The organism is Limnospira indica PCC 8005, assembly GCF_000973065.1.
Taxonomy (GTDB): Bacteria; Cyanobacteriota; Cyanobacteriia; order Cyanobacteriales; family Microcoleaceae; genus Limnospira; species Limnospira fusiformis.
Genome location: NZ_FO818640.1, coordinates 2,546,793 through 2,561,264, shown reverse-complemented (window position 1 = coordinate 2,561,264; position 14,472 = coordinate 2,546,793). Strand labels below are relative to the sequence as shown.

At 44.2% G+C, this 14,472-nt stretch carries 11 protein-coding genes; 4 read left to right on the top strand and 7 right to left on the bottom strand.

All coding sequences use genetic code 11. The features are described from left to right. Window positions 1-18: 18 nt before the first annotated feature. On the top strand, window positions 19-3,666 hold the full coding sequence (locus XZ46_RS11250) for a helicase-related protein (RefSeq protein ID WP_008050534.1): 3,648 nt from the start codon (window positions 19-21) through the stop codon (window positions 3,664-3,666). A 115-nt stretch (window positions 3,667-3,781) separates the two neighbouring features. Here the strand turns inward: XZ46_RS11250 and XZ46_RS11245 are convergent, their stop codons facing one another. Further along, entirely contained in the window at window positions 3,782-5,116 is a 1,335-nt protein-coding gene (locus tag XZ46_RS11245) for a GNAT family N-acetyltransferase (RefSeq protein WP_006625912.1), read from the bottom strand. 109 nt (window positions 5,117-5,225) lie between these two features. Between XZ46_RS11245 and XZ46_RS11240 the strand changes: the two genes are divergently transcribed. Then, a complete protein-coding gene (locus XZ46_RS11240; protein ID WP_006625913.1) occupies window positions 5,226-6,995 on the top strand; it encodes an ArnT family glycosyltransferase in 1,770 nt (589 codons plus the stop codon). On the opposite strand, the gene XZ46_RS11235 is transcribed toward XZ46_RS11240, so the two are convergent. The 4 genes from XZ46_RS11235 to XZ46_RS11220 form a co-directional block, all read right to left on the bottom strand. Then, on the bottom strand, window positions 6,952-7,347 hold the full coding sequence (locus XZ46_RS11235) for a hypothetical protein (RefSeq protein WP_006669782.1): 396 nt from the start codon (window positions 7,345-7,347) through the stop codon (window positions 6,952-6,954). The two genes, XZ46_RS11240 and XZ46_RS11235, sit on opposite strands and share 44 nt — an antisense overlap. Before the next feature lie 481 nt (window positions 7,348-7,828). Continuing rightward, window positions 7,829-8,638, bottom strand: a complete 810-nt coding sequence (surE, locus tag XZ46_RS11230) for a 5'/3'-nucleotidase SurE (RefSeq protein ID WP_006625915.1) — start codon at window positions 8,636-8,638, stop codon at window positions 7,829-7,831. A 73-nt stretch (window positions 8,639-8,711) separates the two neighbouring features. Further along, the gene (locus XZ46_RS11225; RefSeq protein WP_230428099.1) at window positions 8,712-9,821 is read right to left on the bottom strand and encodes an RNA-guided endonuclease InsQ/TnpB family protein; all 1,110 of its coding nucleotides are present in this window, start codon (window positions 9,819-9,821) and stop codon (window positions 8,712-8,714) included. After that, window positions 9,784-10,392, bottom strand: coding sequence for an IS607 family transposase (locus tag XZ46_RS11220; protein ID WP_048895055.1), 609 nt, complete (start codon window positions 10,390-10,392; stop codon window positions 9,784-9,786). Before XZ46_RS11220 ends, XZ46_RS11225 begins: the two co-directional genes overlap by 38 nt. 87 nt (window positions 10,393-10,479) lie before the next feature. Between XZ46_RS11220 and pheS the strand changes: the two genes are divergently transcribed. Both pheS and XZ46_RS11210 read left to right on the top strand, forming a co-directional pair. Then, complete coding sequence (gene pheS, locus XZ46_RS11215; protein WP_006625918.1) at window positions 10,480-11,481, top strand: phenylalanine--tRNA ligase subunit alpha; 1,002 nt, start codon at window positions 10,480-10,482, stop codon at window positions 11,479-11,481. A gap of 26 nt (window positions 11,482-11,507) precedes the next feature. Then, window positions 11,508-12,149 carry an SH3 domain-containing protein gene (locus XZ46_RS11210; RefSeq protein WP_006669784.1) on the top strand — a complete coding sequence of 214 codons (642 nt, stop codon included), beginning with the start codon at window positions 11,508-11,510 and terminating at the stop codon, window positions 12,147-12,149. 123 nt (window positions 12,150-12,272) lie between these two features. Here XZ46_RS11210 and XZ46_RS11205 read toward each other — a convergent pair whose 3' ends face one another. After that, entirely contained in the window at window positions 12,273-13,130 is an 858-nt protein-coding gene (locus XZ46_RS11205; protein ID WP_008050532.1) for a DUF6473 family protein, read from the bottom strand. A gap of 38 nt (window positions 13,131-13,168) precedes the next feature. Continuing rightward, window positions 13,169-14,467: a D-alanyl-D-alanine carboxypeptidase gene (locus XZ46_RS11200; protein ID WP_008050531.1), complete on the bottom strand. Its 1,299-nt coding sequence runs from the start codon at window positions 14,465-14,467 to the stop codon at window positions 13,169-13,171. Between the last annotated feature and the right edge of the window lie 5 nt (window positions 14,468-14,472).

Sequence of the window (14,472 nt, the reverse complement as noted above, 5' to 3'; positions counted from 1 at the left end):
AATGATTGAGGTTGACAGATGAAAGTCGCAGAAAATTTCGGAAGATTATTTGAGGTAGGTTTCAATATTGGGATTTTATCAGCGATATCGGAAGCTAAAATTGACAATAATTTCGCTGATTTGTATAGTCGGGATTTGCAAAAATTGCGATTCTCAGAAATGCTACGGAAAATTATCAAAGATGCCAACATAACCGACGAGGAAGCCATTAGGAATAACCTGCAAAAATGGGGATTATTTTTGATTCAGAAAGGTTGGTTATCGGGGTTGAACTTTTTTCGAGAATATCTGAAATCCTTGGGAAAAAATTACCATAAGTATCATATTATTTATAATCAGTGTAGCTTTTCTGATGATAACAGTATCAACCTATTTCCCAAAGATAAACGGCTACAGATTGAGGGGTGGTCGTCGCAGTTAAAAGATGAATTTTCACCTAGACCACCGAATATCAATTGGGAAAAATACAGCCAGAAAGGTGAGTTTTTGAAAGCTGACACTTTAATGTTACTGAGACACCGAAATAACCTGAGAATATTAGTGGTAGATTTATCCATATTTTCGGTGAAAGCGATTGAAGATTTAATGGATTTAACCGATAAAAACCTAGACAACCAACGTCGGTTACTCAAACGAGAGATTAATTATCTGAAATCGAAAAGTGTTTTCGTAAAATTGCGGCTGGATACGGGAGATCCGCAAAATCTTGATGTGGAATTTTCGGAGGATATCAAACGATACTTTACCGCATTTAAGCGACAAGATAAGGAATGTGTTAAATTAATTCAAGCTGCTAGTTATGCTTATAGCTTTTATGGTTTTTTAAAACAATTCGGAATAGTCAAACCCGAAAACTCTACGATGATTAATGTAGTCGGATATAGCGATCGCAGTCTTAGCAACCTATCCCTAAATCCCCAAAGTCAACACCATTGGGATTTACTCGCTACCTGTGCGAATATTTATCAAAATGAACCCAAAGATGCAGAAATTACCGCAGCGAGAAAACAGGTAATGGATCTAATTCGCCGCAATGTCGCCAAAAGTTTTAAAAATGGTAAATCCTTCCTGAAAAATCTATCTAATATTAGTCGCGATCGCATTAATATCATCCCCCCCCACACAGAAATTATTGATAATTTTAGTTGTACCCTAGACCTGAGACAACCCCACGCGGAAGCCGTCAAAAAATACCTAAACTCAGTCCATACTTATATCTTTCTGACCGGAAATCCCGGAATTGGAAAAACTACGGCGATCGTGGATTTTTTGAAATCTCATATTGATGAGGGTTTTCTCTTCTTTTATGTCAGTCCTCGCAAACAAGTTAACCTAGATATTATCGAAAAATTCAAAAACTCAGAAACTGATCATCTTAGCGACGATCGCCTATTTTGTGTTACCACTAACTTTATCCTTCTCCAAAATAACGCACCCTCTTCAACGGTTAATTATCTCGCCACCAAACATCAAGATGAGTTTATCCTTCACTCAGTTAAATTTATCCCGATTAACCAAAGAGAAAAACCGCATTCATATCCCGGTTATAAATCAGTTGAACGCATCGCCGATAATCGCCTAAAACCATCTCCACATAAGGTTAATGGGGTATTATCAACCCTGTGTGAAGCCATATCTAATTTAATTAATGATGATTTCTCTAATCATATTGTGGCTACAGCTTGTATACAATCTTTACGCATTACTAATACTGGTAAGAATACTTTAGAAAACTTCGAGAAAATTTTTGAGACAGCATACAGCAAAAGAACTAATAAAGTTGATATTAAAAAAATGCAGTCTCTCTCCCAACGCATCAAAAATATATTTATTATGATTGATGAAATTACCGGAGATAATAGCGGGGTTGAATTTCTCGACGGGATTCGCAAAATTATTAATAAATACCAATTAACTAATCGTGAATATGGATTCAATACTAAGGTAATTGTCGCAGATGCTTCCATTGTTGACCCGGAAGTGATTACACAACACCTATCAGAAACGTCTCCCGAACCTGATAAAATTTTCTTCCGTCGGGTATCTCAACCAGATATTGATTCTATCTCGTCTAAGGAATTTGAATTTAACAAAAAGTCGGCGATCGCTATTAACGCTAACTCCTATCCCGCGAAAGATCTGACTATCACCTATAAACCCTTTATTGAATCTGTCCAATTTAATCAAGACCAACTATCGGAAACCAAAGCCAAACTTCCCAAAACTGTATTATCTAAGATTTTTACCGATATTAATCAACTCATTCAGGAACCAAATACGGGTCAGATTTTAGTTTATATCCAAGACAAAACCAGACTACAACTGCTAATTGAAGATATCCAAGAACAGCAAACCTTTGTCAAAAATCAAGACTACTTAGAAGTTCACGCTAACCTCAGCGATACGGAAAGACAAGAAATCCATCAATATCAAAACCAGGTCAAAGTGGTATTTATGACTTCCTCCGCTAGTCGGGGTTTATCCTTCCCGAAATCTACTCATATTTTAGTGGAAGTTCCTCGGTTTCAAGTCGAAACTAACTTAATGGAAATTATCCAAGTTATTTATCGCTGTCGCGGACAGTTTTGGGAAGAAGGAAAATTGCAGACTTTTGATGATCACCAGAAATTCTTGACTTTTTACTTATGCGATCGCGCTATTTACTACGGAGATGATAGCGACCCTAATCTCTCCATTCAAGAAAGTCTGATCAGTATGTTAAACTTGCTAGTTATTCTCAAAACTGCGATCATGACCAGAATACAAGGATATGGTCAAGTGGGAAGGGGTAACTTTTTGATGATTCCCATTGGAGGAAAATCTGTTTCTGCTTCTGGTCAAAGTTTCACGGGTCAGTTATCTACCTTAATTAAGCAATTAGACAAAGAATACAAAAGAAATCCTAAAAACACTACCTTAAACACTGTCTCTACACATATCCAAGAATTGCTGAATCGGTGTGAGTTTTTGCTCAATGGTAGTGATGAATCTAAATATAGCCGCGATAATTCCAGCATCTCCTATTTAACACTTATCCGAGAATTTAATGCTGAGTTTGCTAAATATTGTGACCCCTTGACAGGTTTGCTAGAACTGAAAAAACCAGAACTTGGTCATATATGTGGTAGCTTAATCTTGGTTAATATTAACTCTGGTTTAAAAGAGTCTTACCAAATGAGATTAAGGGAAATTGCGGAATATGCGAATACGGAACTTTTAAAAAAAATGATTGCGATTCGTGAGAGTTCCCAATATCCTCCTAGTCTCACCGCTAGTATTAAAGGTGCGATCGATTTAATTGATCAACTCCAAGAACACCACTATCGGACTCAAATACTTGAACAACACAACTCCTGGGATTGTCAATATTACGCGATTCCTTTATTTACCTTTATTGTCGGAGAACAAATCCGCCATTATTTTCAGTCCCAAATACATGAAACGGACAATAACAGTTTCCGTCATATCCTCAGTCAATATATTAATCTACTCTACCCATGTGAACAAGTCCTACCTATTGGCGATCGCTATCAAGAATTCCCTTTTGTCATCTTTAGAAGTTATAGTCTTGAACAAATGCGATCTAAGGTTTTTAGCGATCGCTATCTGCTTACCTCCACAGAATTAAATATCCTCAATCTCATTCTCTCTCAAAATCACCATTGATCAGAAATTCTCTGAATTGGGGGTTGACAACTGAAAATTTCTTGGTTATAATTGGACTGGAAGGCGGAGTATGTCTATACACTTGACTATAAAATCAATGCCGATAAAGTTCCCCTTAAAAATAGTCAGAGAAAAACGGTTCATTACGAGGGATAATCATTTCCAGCAAATCCACCACTTGAGGGTCAGCGCGCAACCTTTCCACCTTATAGAAATAGCTAGGACGGCGATAATTCATCAACAAAGAAACCAGAGTTTGAATACTCATTCTCGCCTCATGACAGCTTTTTTTACGGGTAATGTTAGTGGTCCCATCATCCAGCCATTCCACCGTAAACACACCATTATTATCATTCAACAAATCATCGCGCACAATGAAAGAGAGAGAAGTCGCATTAACCGGAGGCTGAAAAGGATAGAACTTGAGCAAATTTTCGACATCAATAATGCGCGCCATATAGTAAGGTGAAATTTCCTCAGTAATCTCGGAATCATCCAGTAGAAAAGCCAAGGGGTCATTAGTATACCGCCAACCTATGACCTTTTCCACCATAGATTGATGTGCGCTAATATAGTTCCATAGACCCCGGCGACCATCTTCATCCAGATAAATCATATCCTTAATTTGAAAGATATCATTAGCAATGTAATAAAGCACATAACCCGCCGGTTGATCATTCTGATCATAATATACAGCAGCACGCAAATCATCTTGATCCCAGCGCCAATATTCCTGCCATTCTAGGGACCCACGAATCAATGCGCCATGCTGTTGTTCAGCAAATTTTTGATAAACAGCTTTGATAATATCTCCCTCGGCGTGGTCACGCCGCACATAACCAGAAACGTCAGTAATGCGCGGCAATTTATGGTCAGGAATAGTATATTTAATCTGGTCATTAATAATTTCCCAACCCTTTTTTCGATAATAGGGGATAGAATAGGGGTACAAATAAGAAATAGTTTGACCCCTAGCTTTCATCTCAAGTAATCCTTGCATAATCAGAGACTTAGCCAGACCATGTTGTGCATACTCAGGATAAGTTCCCACGCCAGTCAAACCACCCATATTATAAATCACCCCATGAATATTAACCTTCATAGGATATATAGCAATTTGGGATATTAACTTATCATGATCAAACCATCCCAAAACATGAGCAGCCTCAAGTATAGGTCGTTTTTCGCGCTCAATTTCCTCTTCATTCCAACCAATCTTATGCAAATCATGATTAGTAACTTGAAACACATAGCGCAATAATTCATTAAAGGCTTTGAGATCATCAATAGTTAATGTTCTCATCTGAAAGCCATGGTTTTTTTTCGGACTACCCATATCGAGACTCTTCCCAGTCATCAAAGTTTCCCAATAATTCCTGAATCCTATATTAATATAGCGATCGCCCCCCGCCGCCTCCCCAAGTAAGATAGAATCGCGACAGAGTGCCAAAATCTGAGTTATTGTGTTAAAATCAGCACCAACTCAGCTAGTTAAGGAAGATTTCCAACTAGAAAGAACTCTACAAATACCGTCAAACTGAGCGATCGCATGGGGGACTATGTTTCATCGAATTTCCGCACACCGAACACCAAAAAGCCCAATATTCACTACCTACCAAAAAGCCGATCGCCTATGGGGATGGGGATTATGGCTCACCGCCTTACTATTATTTACCATAGATTTAGGGGGAGTGGCCATCAGAGACTGGGACGAAGGAATTGTCGCCCAAGTAGCGCGGGAGTTAATCACAGGGAATGCTAACTGGTTACACCCGACCCTAAACGGAGACCCTTACTTAAACAAACCCCCCTTAATCCATTGGTTCATCGCCCTATTTTATCAAATAGGGGGCGTAAACGAATGGACAGCCCGTCTACCAGGAGCCTTATTAACAGCCACATCCGTACCCCTATTATACACTCTAGGGCGGGAAATTTTCCACCGTCGCACCCAGGCCATTTTTTCGGCCCTAGTTTATTTAACCCTAATTCCAGTAGTCCGTCACGGTCGTTTAGCCATGTTAGATGGGGCGGTATTATTTTTCCTAGTCCTAATGATGGTCTGCGTATTGCGCGCGCGGCGAGATTTGCGCTACGCCTTGGGGTCTGGGTTAGCATTTGGGTTATTGTGTCTCACCAAAGGAGTGCTATTAGGGGTATTATTAGGAGCGATCGCCTTCGGATTTTTGTTGTGGGATACCCCGCGACTGTTGACCTCAAAATTCCTGTGGTGGGGCTTAGGGCTAGGCTTAGTACCCGTAGCGTTTTGGTATGCTTCCCAATGGCAATATTATGGCTTTGACTTCATAATCGCCAACCTAGTAGATCAGTCCCTAGTTAGAATTTGGGAGTCGGTGGAAAACCACAAAGGACCCCCCTGGTATTATTTACTGGAAATCATTAAATTGAGCGCCCCCTGGCTATTATTCTGGTTAGGAGGATTAAGATTAGCTTGGCGCGATCGCAATTTAAGTTGGGCGCGGTTAACATTAGTGTGGACAGGAGTTTATTTAATCGCGGTATCTGCGATGAATACCAAACTCCCTTGGTATATTATGCCCATTTATCCAGCCTTCGCCCTAGCGGTAGGAAGTTATCTAGCCCTAGTTTGGGAAGAAGGAGATCATGAAATTGGTAGATGGCAAAAAACAAAGCCTTCCCCCAGCGTCCCCCCAGACCAGTTGCTAACCCCAGATTATCTCTGTCCCCGTCCCGATCGCCTCTGGCCCCTATTTAGTATCTTAGCCTTTGTAGCTTGGCTAGGAGGGCTATATTTTGGCGGAATGTTAACCCTAACTGATACCACTACTTTAGACATTAACCTTCAGTTAACCTGTGCTTCCGTAGCATTAACCATGGCTGTTAGTACCCTATTGTTAGTCGAATGCGATCGCCAATTTTTAGTCATTCTGTGCTGGGGGATGTATTTATCCCTGCTGCTATTTGTTTCCTCACATCACTGGGTTTGGGAGTTGGGCGAGTCCTACCCCGTCAAACCCGTTGCTAGTCTCATCCAACAACATACAGCCCCGGAGGCAAAGATTTACACATCCTACCCCTACTCGCGACCTTCCCTAGATTTTTATAGCGGACGGCAAATACGTCCCGTAGATAGCCAAGCCCTACAGCATTACTGGCACAACTCACCCTCAGCCTATTTTCTGGTTGATCAGCAAACCCTCCATAACCTCCAACTCCCAGATAGCAGAGTTTTGGGAACTATAGAAGGGTGGACTCTAATTATGCCTTCTGAAATCCCCAAACCCATCAAAGGATTAAAGCCATTTAGGGAAAAGGGTAATCGCCTGCATCTTGCTCAAATTCGGTAATATTGGGGTCAAGTATCTGATGGCGATAATTTAGGCGATCGCTTACCACCACTGCCAAACTTAACAGTAGCAGACTACTAACGATCGCCACTAAAGAAAACGGTTTAGTTGAACAAACATCACGACCAATTCTAGCCAACGGATGACTCTGCCGCCTTAGCATTCTACTGATCGCCCAATGTTGCCAAGAAAAAGGATCTCGCACATAATGACCACTGTTGCTAATTACCAGATGAGTATGGCAGTTAGGACAGGTAAACAGTCCGCCAAACACCCCTACTGAAGGCAAAACGCTAGTGTGGTGGCAAATGGGACAATTAACTGAGTGAGAGTTAAAAGTATCAGCATTCATAGATGACTGTGTGTGAGTGAACGAACTTATCACGTAAAACTCCTGGGAGGGTTGGAAGCTCCGTGATTGATCACGGAGAGGAAAACCGACTCAAGCGGCTGACCGCCGCCAGCACCCCCTTGCGGGGTGGAGGGGTATGGTTGCCCCTCCATGGAGCTATGGTTGGCTCCGACTCCCTTGCGGGGTAATGTTTGCTTCGCCAATGTTCAGAGTCGGTACTATCCAAATCGCACGTCCTTAACCCCTTAGAGATGTTTAACGATTCGGTTCTAGAGCCTGGAACTAGCACGCATTCCAGGGTAGGAACTTTAACTCTTGCTCTGAACGGAGCCAGTTAAGGCTATAGCTGGTCAGCTACCTGAAAGGGGGGCACGAAGCCCCCGTGCTTCAGCCGGGGGTGCTGACTAGGATCTACCAAGCCTTTGGCTTTAATCAACCCCCATGATCGGACTTGCTATGATTCTCTATCTACTATTCTAGTCTACTGTCTCCAGTGTCTCACGGCGGCCACCAAATCCGCAAGGGGTTCTAAGGCTTTAAATTGGGTAAGGTTGTACTGAAGGGGGGTAATGGTAATATAGTTACTGCGGACGGCACTTACATCTGTGGGTGCATGATCAAAATTTTGATGGTCGATAACTTCTTCCACGTCTTCGAGAAGTTCTCCGGCAAGCCAGTAGTAGGTTTTACCGCGCGGATCAACCCGTTTCTCAAAAATATCCACATAGCGGCGAATACCTTGGCGAGCGATCGCCACTCCAGCGATTTCCTGTTCGCCAACAGCAGGAATATTAACATTAAGCAAAAATGCTTCCGATAATCCCTGATTTTCTAAAGCGTTAACCAGGGTGGTCGCAAAACCTGCGGCCAGGTCAAATTCAACCGACGAATAACTGGCTAGACTAAATGCAATACTGGGGATACCCTCAATCAACCCTTCCATAGCAGCGGATACCGTTCCCGAATACAGGATATCCGTTCCTAGGTTGGGGCCGTGGTTGATACCTGACAAAACCATATCTGGCATACTGTCAAGTAAAGCAAACAACCCCAATTTTACGCAATCAGCCGGGGTTCCTGAACAAGACCAGGCGGTTACAGTCGGGTGAAAGACTGATGAACACTCTTCCGCACGAATGGGCTGATGTAGGGTCAATCCGTGACCAGTGGCTGAACGTTCGCGATCGGGACAGACAACAGTAACATCATGTCCCGCTTCCCCTAAACTATTAGCTAGGGAACGAATACCCAGGGCAAAAACCCCATCATCATTGCTGATTAACAGTTTCATCGACCACCATTTCCGCGCATTACAATTTGAACTTTTTTGAGTTTAACGGCCGAGAATCCCCGCCCTGATACATTTACGCGACATTTATCCGGCTATTGCCTGACAATGCGACGATAGCACTATTACCCGTTAAGGTAACAGAGGCGGTATCCCGCAAAGCTTTTAGAAAGATTCCAAAAGCACCGTTCCAGTCCCTGGGTAGAGTGAACCCGCACTCAGGACATCGGAACACTTTTGAGCCACCTAGCTGGGAATGCACATGACCACAGTGAGTACAGGTTTTGCTGGTGTATTCTTCCGTCACATCTACAACTGTGGTTCCAGTTATCTCGGCTTGATGTCTCAGGGTTAGTTTGAATCGATAATGCGCCCATGTCAGCATGGCGCGGGCAGTCTTAGACCTGATTAGACGCTTCACCTTGGCAACCATATCGGAAGTCTCGAAGGTGGGCAAAAAAATTAGGCTGTAGTTGTGAGTCAAGTAGTGAGCAATTTGTTTGTGGGCTTCATCAACTAGATTGCGGATTTTGGTTCTCATTCGTTGAGCCGCTTGCCTCATCCGTCGCCTTCTTGAACGACAGGGTTCCTTGGCGATTCGGCTCATCAAATCATCCAAATGTTGACATAGCCTAGTAATGCGTCCAATATCCCCGGAGCCCAATTCCAGAAATCGTGAACCATCAAACCCAGTTATGAAAGTTCGCACACCCGGGTCTAATGCAATCACGCCAGTAGCGTCAGTTGGGGTAACGGCAACTGGTTCAGGGAAAATCGCCAACCATCGACCTTTGGTAAACACCAACTGAGTCCCTTGCCCGCAAGTTTTAGGGATGGGTTCGGAAACCATGAAAGTTAATCCTTTCGTTAGTCTTGGATACCAACTCCCTGAAGAGAAATTAGCATCGTTAAACTTGATGGCTTGAGAACTATCCCGACAGCTCCTAAACCTGGCGCCAGGACTGGCTGAAAAGGCGAGATAGGCATCAAAGATAGCATTCTGCCGAATATGGCAGGGTGTTTCTTTGACCCATGCAGGCAAGTCGCTCTGCATCACTTCGTTGCGTAATTTCAGTTTGCTTAGTCGTTTACCACTCCTAGATAATGCAATTGCTTGGTTGTAGCAATACCGACAAGCAGCCAGCCATTTACGCCAGACTTGATTTAGCTCTAGGCTGGGGTAAATCCGGATCTTCTTTGACCTGAGTTTTGTATTTACTCCGTCGGTATAATCGGGAACTGAAGCAGTGGAGGATGGCGAGGATGTCCTCAACCATTTCTGGTTCTGGACTGAGACTTGTCTGGTTGAGAACCATGAGTGAGCACCTGTTTTGCTCACAGAGCCATCGAAACAAGTCAAATCCCCATATTGCCAATCGGTCTGGGTGGGCAACGACAACCATGCGGACATCTCCTGACAAGACTTGTCCCAGTAAGGCCAGCATTTTCTTTCCCTTGAAGTTGAGCCCGCCTCCGATTTCTGAGACGACTTCTGCTTCGGGGTAGAGGTTGGACAGTGCGGCCACCTGTCGGTTGAGGTCGGACTGCTGGGCGCGGCTACTAACTCTGGCATAGATAACGACTTTGCGTTTGTCACTGCCTGATTTGGCAGCAGTATATGACTCAACGTTGTATCGTCGTTGCCCAGCGGGGGTTCTGATAGTCTCGATTGAGCCATTTTCGTCCCATCTGCGGAGTGTTCTTTCATGGACTCGAAGGATTTGGGCGGCTTCCTTGGGTTTGACATATCTGGCAATAGGTTTATCCTCAACCCTTCTCGCTTATTATACCGTATTGCCCTAAAATATTAACCGAATTTGTGATTAAATCATGCTCTCACTCAAATGACTACCGAACTTCAATCGTTAGAAAACCAAATCGAATCCCTACGCCAAGAGGCTGACAGAGCGATCGCCATCTGTGAAACCCTCTCAGGACTGGAACAGTTGCGGATTAACTATCTAGGCAAAAAAGGCCAACTCTCCAAAGTTCTGGGGGGAATGGGTAAACTTGAACCGGAAGCGCGCCCTCGTATTGGGGCGCGCGCCAACGAAGTTAAACAAGCCCTGCAAACTCAACTCGACCAGCGTCGCACAGCCCTAGAACTCGCCCTCATTGAAGCTCAACTAAAAACTGAAACCATAGATGTTACCATGCCCCCTGTGTATCGTCCCCAGGGCAAAATTCACCCCCTCAATGCCGTAATTGACCGGGCTTTAGATATCTTCGTAGGTATGGGCTACACCGTGGCTACCGGGCCAGAAATGGAGAGCGACTACTATAATTTTGAGGCATTAAACACCCCCCCAGACCACCCGGCGCGGGATATGCAGGATACCTTCTACCTACCTGATGGGAATCTGTTACGGACTCATACCTCTTCGGTGCAAATTCGCTACATGGAACAACATCAGCCCCCCATTCGCATTGTCGCACCGGGTCGGGTTTATCGTCGCGATACTGTGGATGCTACCCATGCGGCGGTATTTCATCAACTGGAGTTATTAGCGATCGGGGAAAATCTCCGTTTTACAGACCTCAAAGGCACTATTAAAGAGTTTCTGGGTCAAATGTTTGGTGATCTACCAATTCGGTTCCGCGCTAGTTATTTCCCGTTTACAGAACCCTCCGCTGAGGTGGATTTGGAATGGCAGGGTAAATGGTTGGAGGTGTTAGGCTGTGGTATGGTCGATCCGAATGTTCTCGAAGCTGTGGGTTATGATCCTCAAAAATATACTGGATTTGCTGCGGGGTTTGGGGTAGAACGCTTTGCTATGGTCTTACACCAATTGGATGATATTCGGCGGGTTTATGCTAGTGATCTGCGCTTTCTGCGACAATTCTAAAGGTTCTTAGGGTGGGTGTGGATTTTATGTTTTTGGCAGTTGGGAAATCCTTTAATCGGTCAGTTTCTGGGTTAGCTATAGTTTTGTTGATGCTCTCAGTTGCACAATTGGGGGCGCGCGCTCAAATATTGCCTAACTCTAACTCTAATATCGCCCAAACCACCAGCGATCGCTGTCGTAAAATTTCTGAACCTCGGGGTTTAGTAGTTCGGGCGCGACCTACTCCCAATTCTCCCGTCGTCGGTCAGGTTTCCTATGCTCAACAAGTGACTTTAGCCACTAATGCACAGGGAATAACTGGTCCTGGTGGTCGCTCCTGGGTGGAAATCACTAATCCCGTCCGGGGTTTTATTTCTAACGGCTTTCCCAATAGTTCCGGTAATTTGGTGGACTGTTCTACCGATTTGGCTGAAACTCCACCCACACGACCATCAGGGAGTCTTTGTCGTCAAGTCGATCGCGAGGCGGCTCCAGAAGGTGTCGCGGTCAGGGCTGCTCCTTCCCGCTCATCTGCTCGTCGCGGTGGTGTCGATTCGGGAGAACGGGTACAATTAGCATCTGACTATCGCTTAATTCCTGACCCTGATGGTGAGCGTCGCAATTGGGTTAAAATTACCACTCCGGTGGCTGGATATATCTCTGCTAATACGTTAATTATGTGTCGGTAGTTTCAGCCATTCGTTACCTCTTTCCCCCCATGCTTTTTCCTTTCTAGGGAAGCCGGGGGAATTAATTATCAATTACAGCAAACATTACCCTTTCCCTCAATCCGAATCCTAGGGGGGAGTATGTCAATATAGGTATTGCTGACAGGCTGATTTTAGCAATGTAGCCGCGTCTCGTTGCATTTCGGGAGAAAAATAATAATCATTGTAAAAAGAGGTTTTATCGCCCAAATCCGGGCGCTGATAGGCTAAATTCAGGGTGGTAGGGTATCCGGTGAGTCGGTTAATTAATAGTTGTGGCATTCCTCGGGTAGAAACACATTGAATATAATCATTAGCGAAGGGGATGATTTGAGCGATCGCCTGAGCATTTATCAAGTGGGGAAACTTGCCAAATAGACAATAAATATTATTGTATGTAAGTTGATAATCAGGTTCCCTCTCGGAAAACCAAAGCAGAATTTTCGGGACTTTAATTTTGCTCAATAAAAGCTGATAACTGCTGACCCAATTTTGTCGAGTTTCGGCGATAATCTGATTGAAAAAATCGCGATCGCAGGTAGTCAATAACTCCTGATAAGCCGGTTCTGAACCCAACTGTTCACCATCAGAACGTCGGCGGATATATTCCAAGCCTCCGGTATCAAATAGGGAGTTACTCTCACTGCGTCCAGACATGACCTGAACAATGGCAAACTTACCGCGATTTATGTAATCGATTAAGGCAGAATTGTGGAGAAAGAAAGAAGGACCCGCCCCCCCATATCCCAAGTTTAAAACTGGTAATTTCAGCCAATTTGCCAACAAATTAGGATAGGGGCGATCGCAAAAACAGCCAAAAGTCTGTGCCGCGCCTAAACAGGTAAAATAATCACCCTGAGCGAGTGTGTGAGGTTGGGGGCCACGAAAAGATAATCCAGTGTTTCCCAACTCAAACATTTGGTAGTTAGTAATAGAGCGATCGCGTTCTTGATAATATCCCATAATTGATTAGCATTGTTAGCAGCATCTGAAAAATCGAGCTAATTAACCCGATCAATTCTAGCTAGATCCCCCAAAGCCGGACGAGTCCCATCAATATTAGTTGTCAAAGTAATTGGCAAAACATCCGACGCACCCCAGTAATTTACCAACTGTTGTAATAACCAATCCTGGTCATCACGCAAAGCATCCAAACCCGTAGCGCGGTTAATGATAGCAAACCAGACCACACCGCGATCGCGAGTTGGGATAGCCCCCGCCAAAGCACTAACATCAAACAAAGTGCCAGTTTTGACAGCCGAATTTGGAGGAATGCGGCGATATTCCAAAGTTCCCAAATCTCGTCCCGAAACAGGTAATAAATCCGCCACAGTTAAATCTGTATCTCGCAAATGTCTATCCAAAGCGATAAACATAGCCACCGAAGCCCTAGGAGAAATTTGATTTTCATGACCCAAACCAGAACCATTAATCAGGCGAATTTCATCAACGGAAACCCCAGCAGCCTCAGCCGCCAATCGTCGCACCATCTCAGCACCGCCCAAAGTTTCAGCCAACATTTCCGAGATGGGATTATTACTGTAGATATTCATTTGTTTAATAATCTCAGCCAAACTCAGAGACCGATGGCGGATTAGGGGTTGGAGATTAGGCGGGGAGGTGACATATTGCACCGAGCCCAAAATTTGTACCTGTGGTTTTGGCAACCCCGACCCTGAACGGACATATTGAGTAGCTGCTTCTGACTCCCACAGCCGGGAATCGAGGGATTGACGGAGTAAATTACCCACCAGTTGCGGTTCCGATTCATAATTCATCGAAAAATTACCAGCGATCGTCAAATTTCCCCGCACCTGACGAATACCCAACTGATTGAGAGCATATCCCAAACTAAAAGCCTCTTCCCAGACAAAAAAGGGATTTCCTCCCCCCACAATCACCAAATCCCCTTGCAATACCCCATTTTCAATGGGACCAGTTGCGCCAATGATGGTTTCAAACTGATGGTTAACACTCCAGGTTTGCAACGCCGCCAAAGATGTAGCTATTTTAGTGATCGAAGCGGCCGATAAAGGAATATCCCCCCGATGATTAGCCACCGTAAAAGGTCCCGCCTCAATCCATACCCCCTGAGAGGCGCTGGATATGCCACGACTGGATAAACGCGCCAAATACTGTTGGACGATCGCCTCTACTGCTGGATCTGGGCGTTCAATAGAGATAATATCCGATAGGCTGCTTTCCCACATTTGCTGGGAAGTCCTATTCAATTGGTCGCGATTCATCCCAGCCATCTCCAACCATACAGACATAATCCCAGAAGTAAACACATCTAACATCGGCC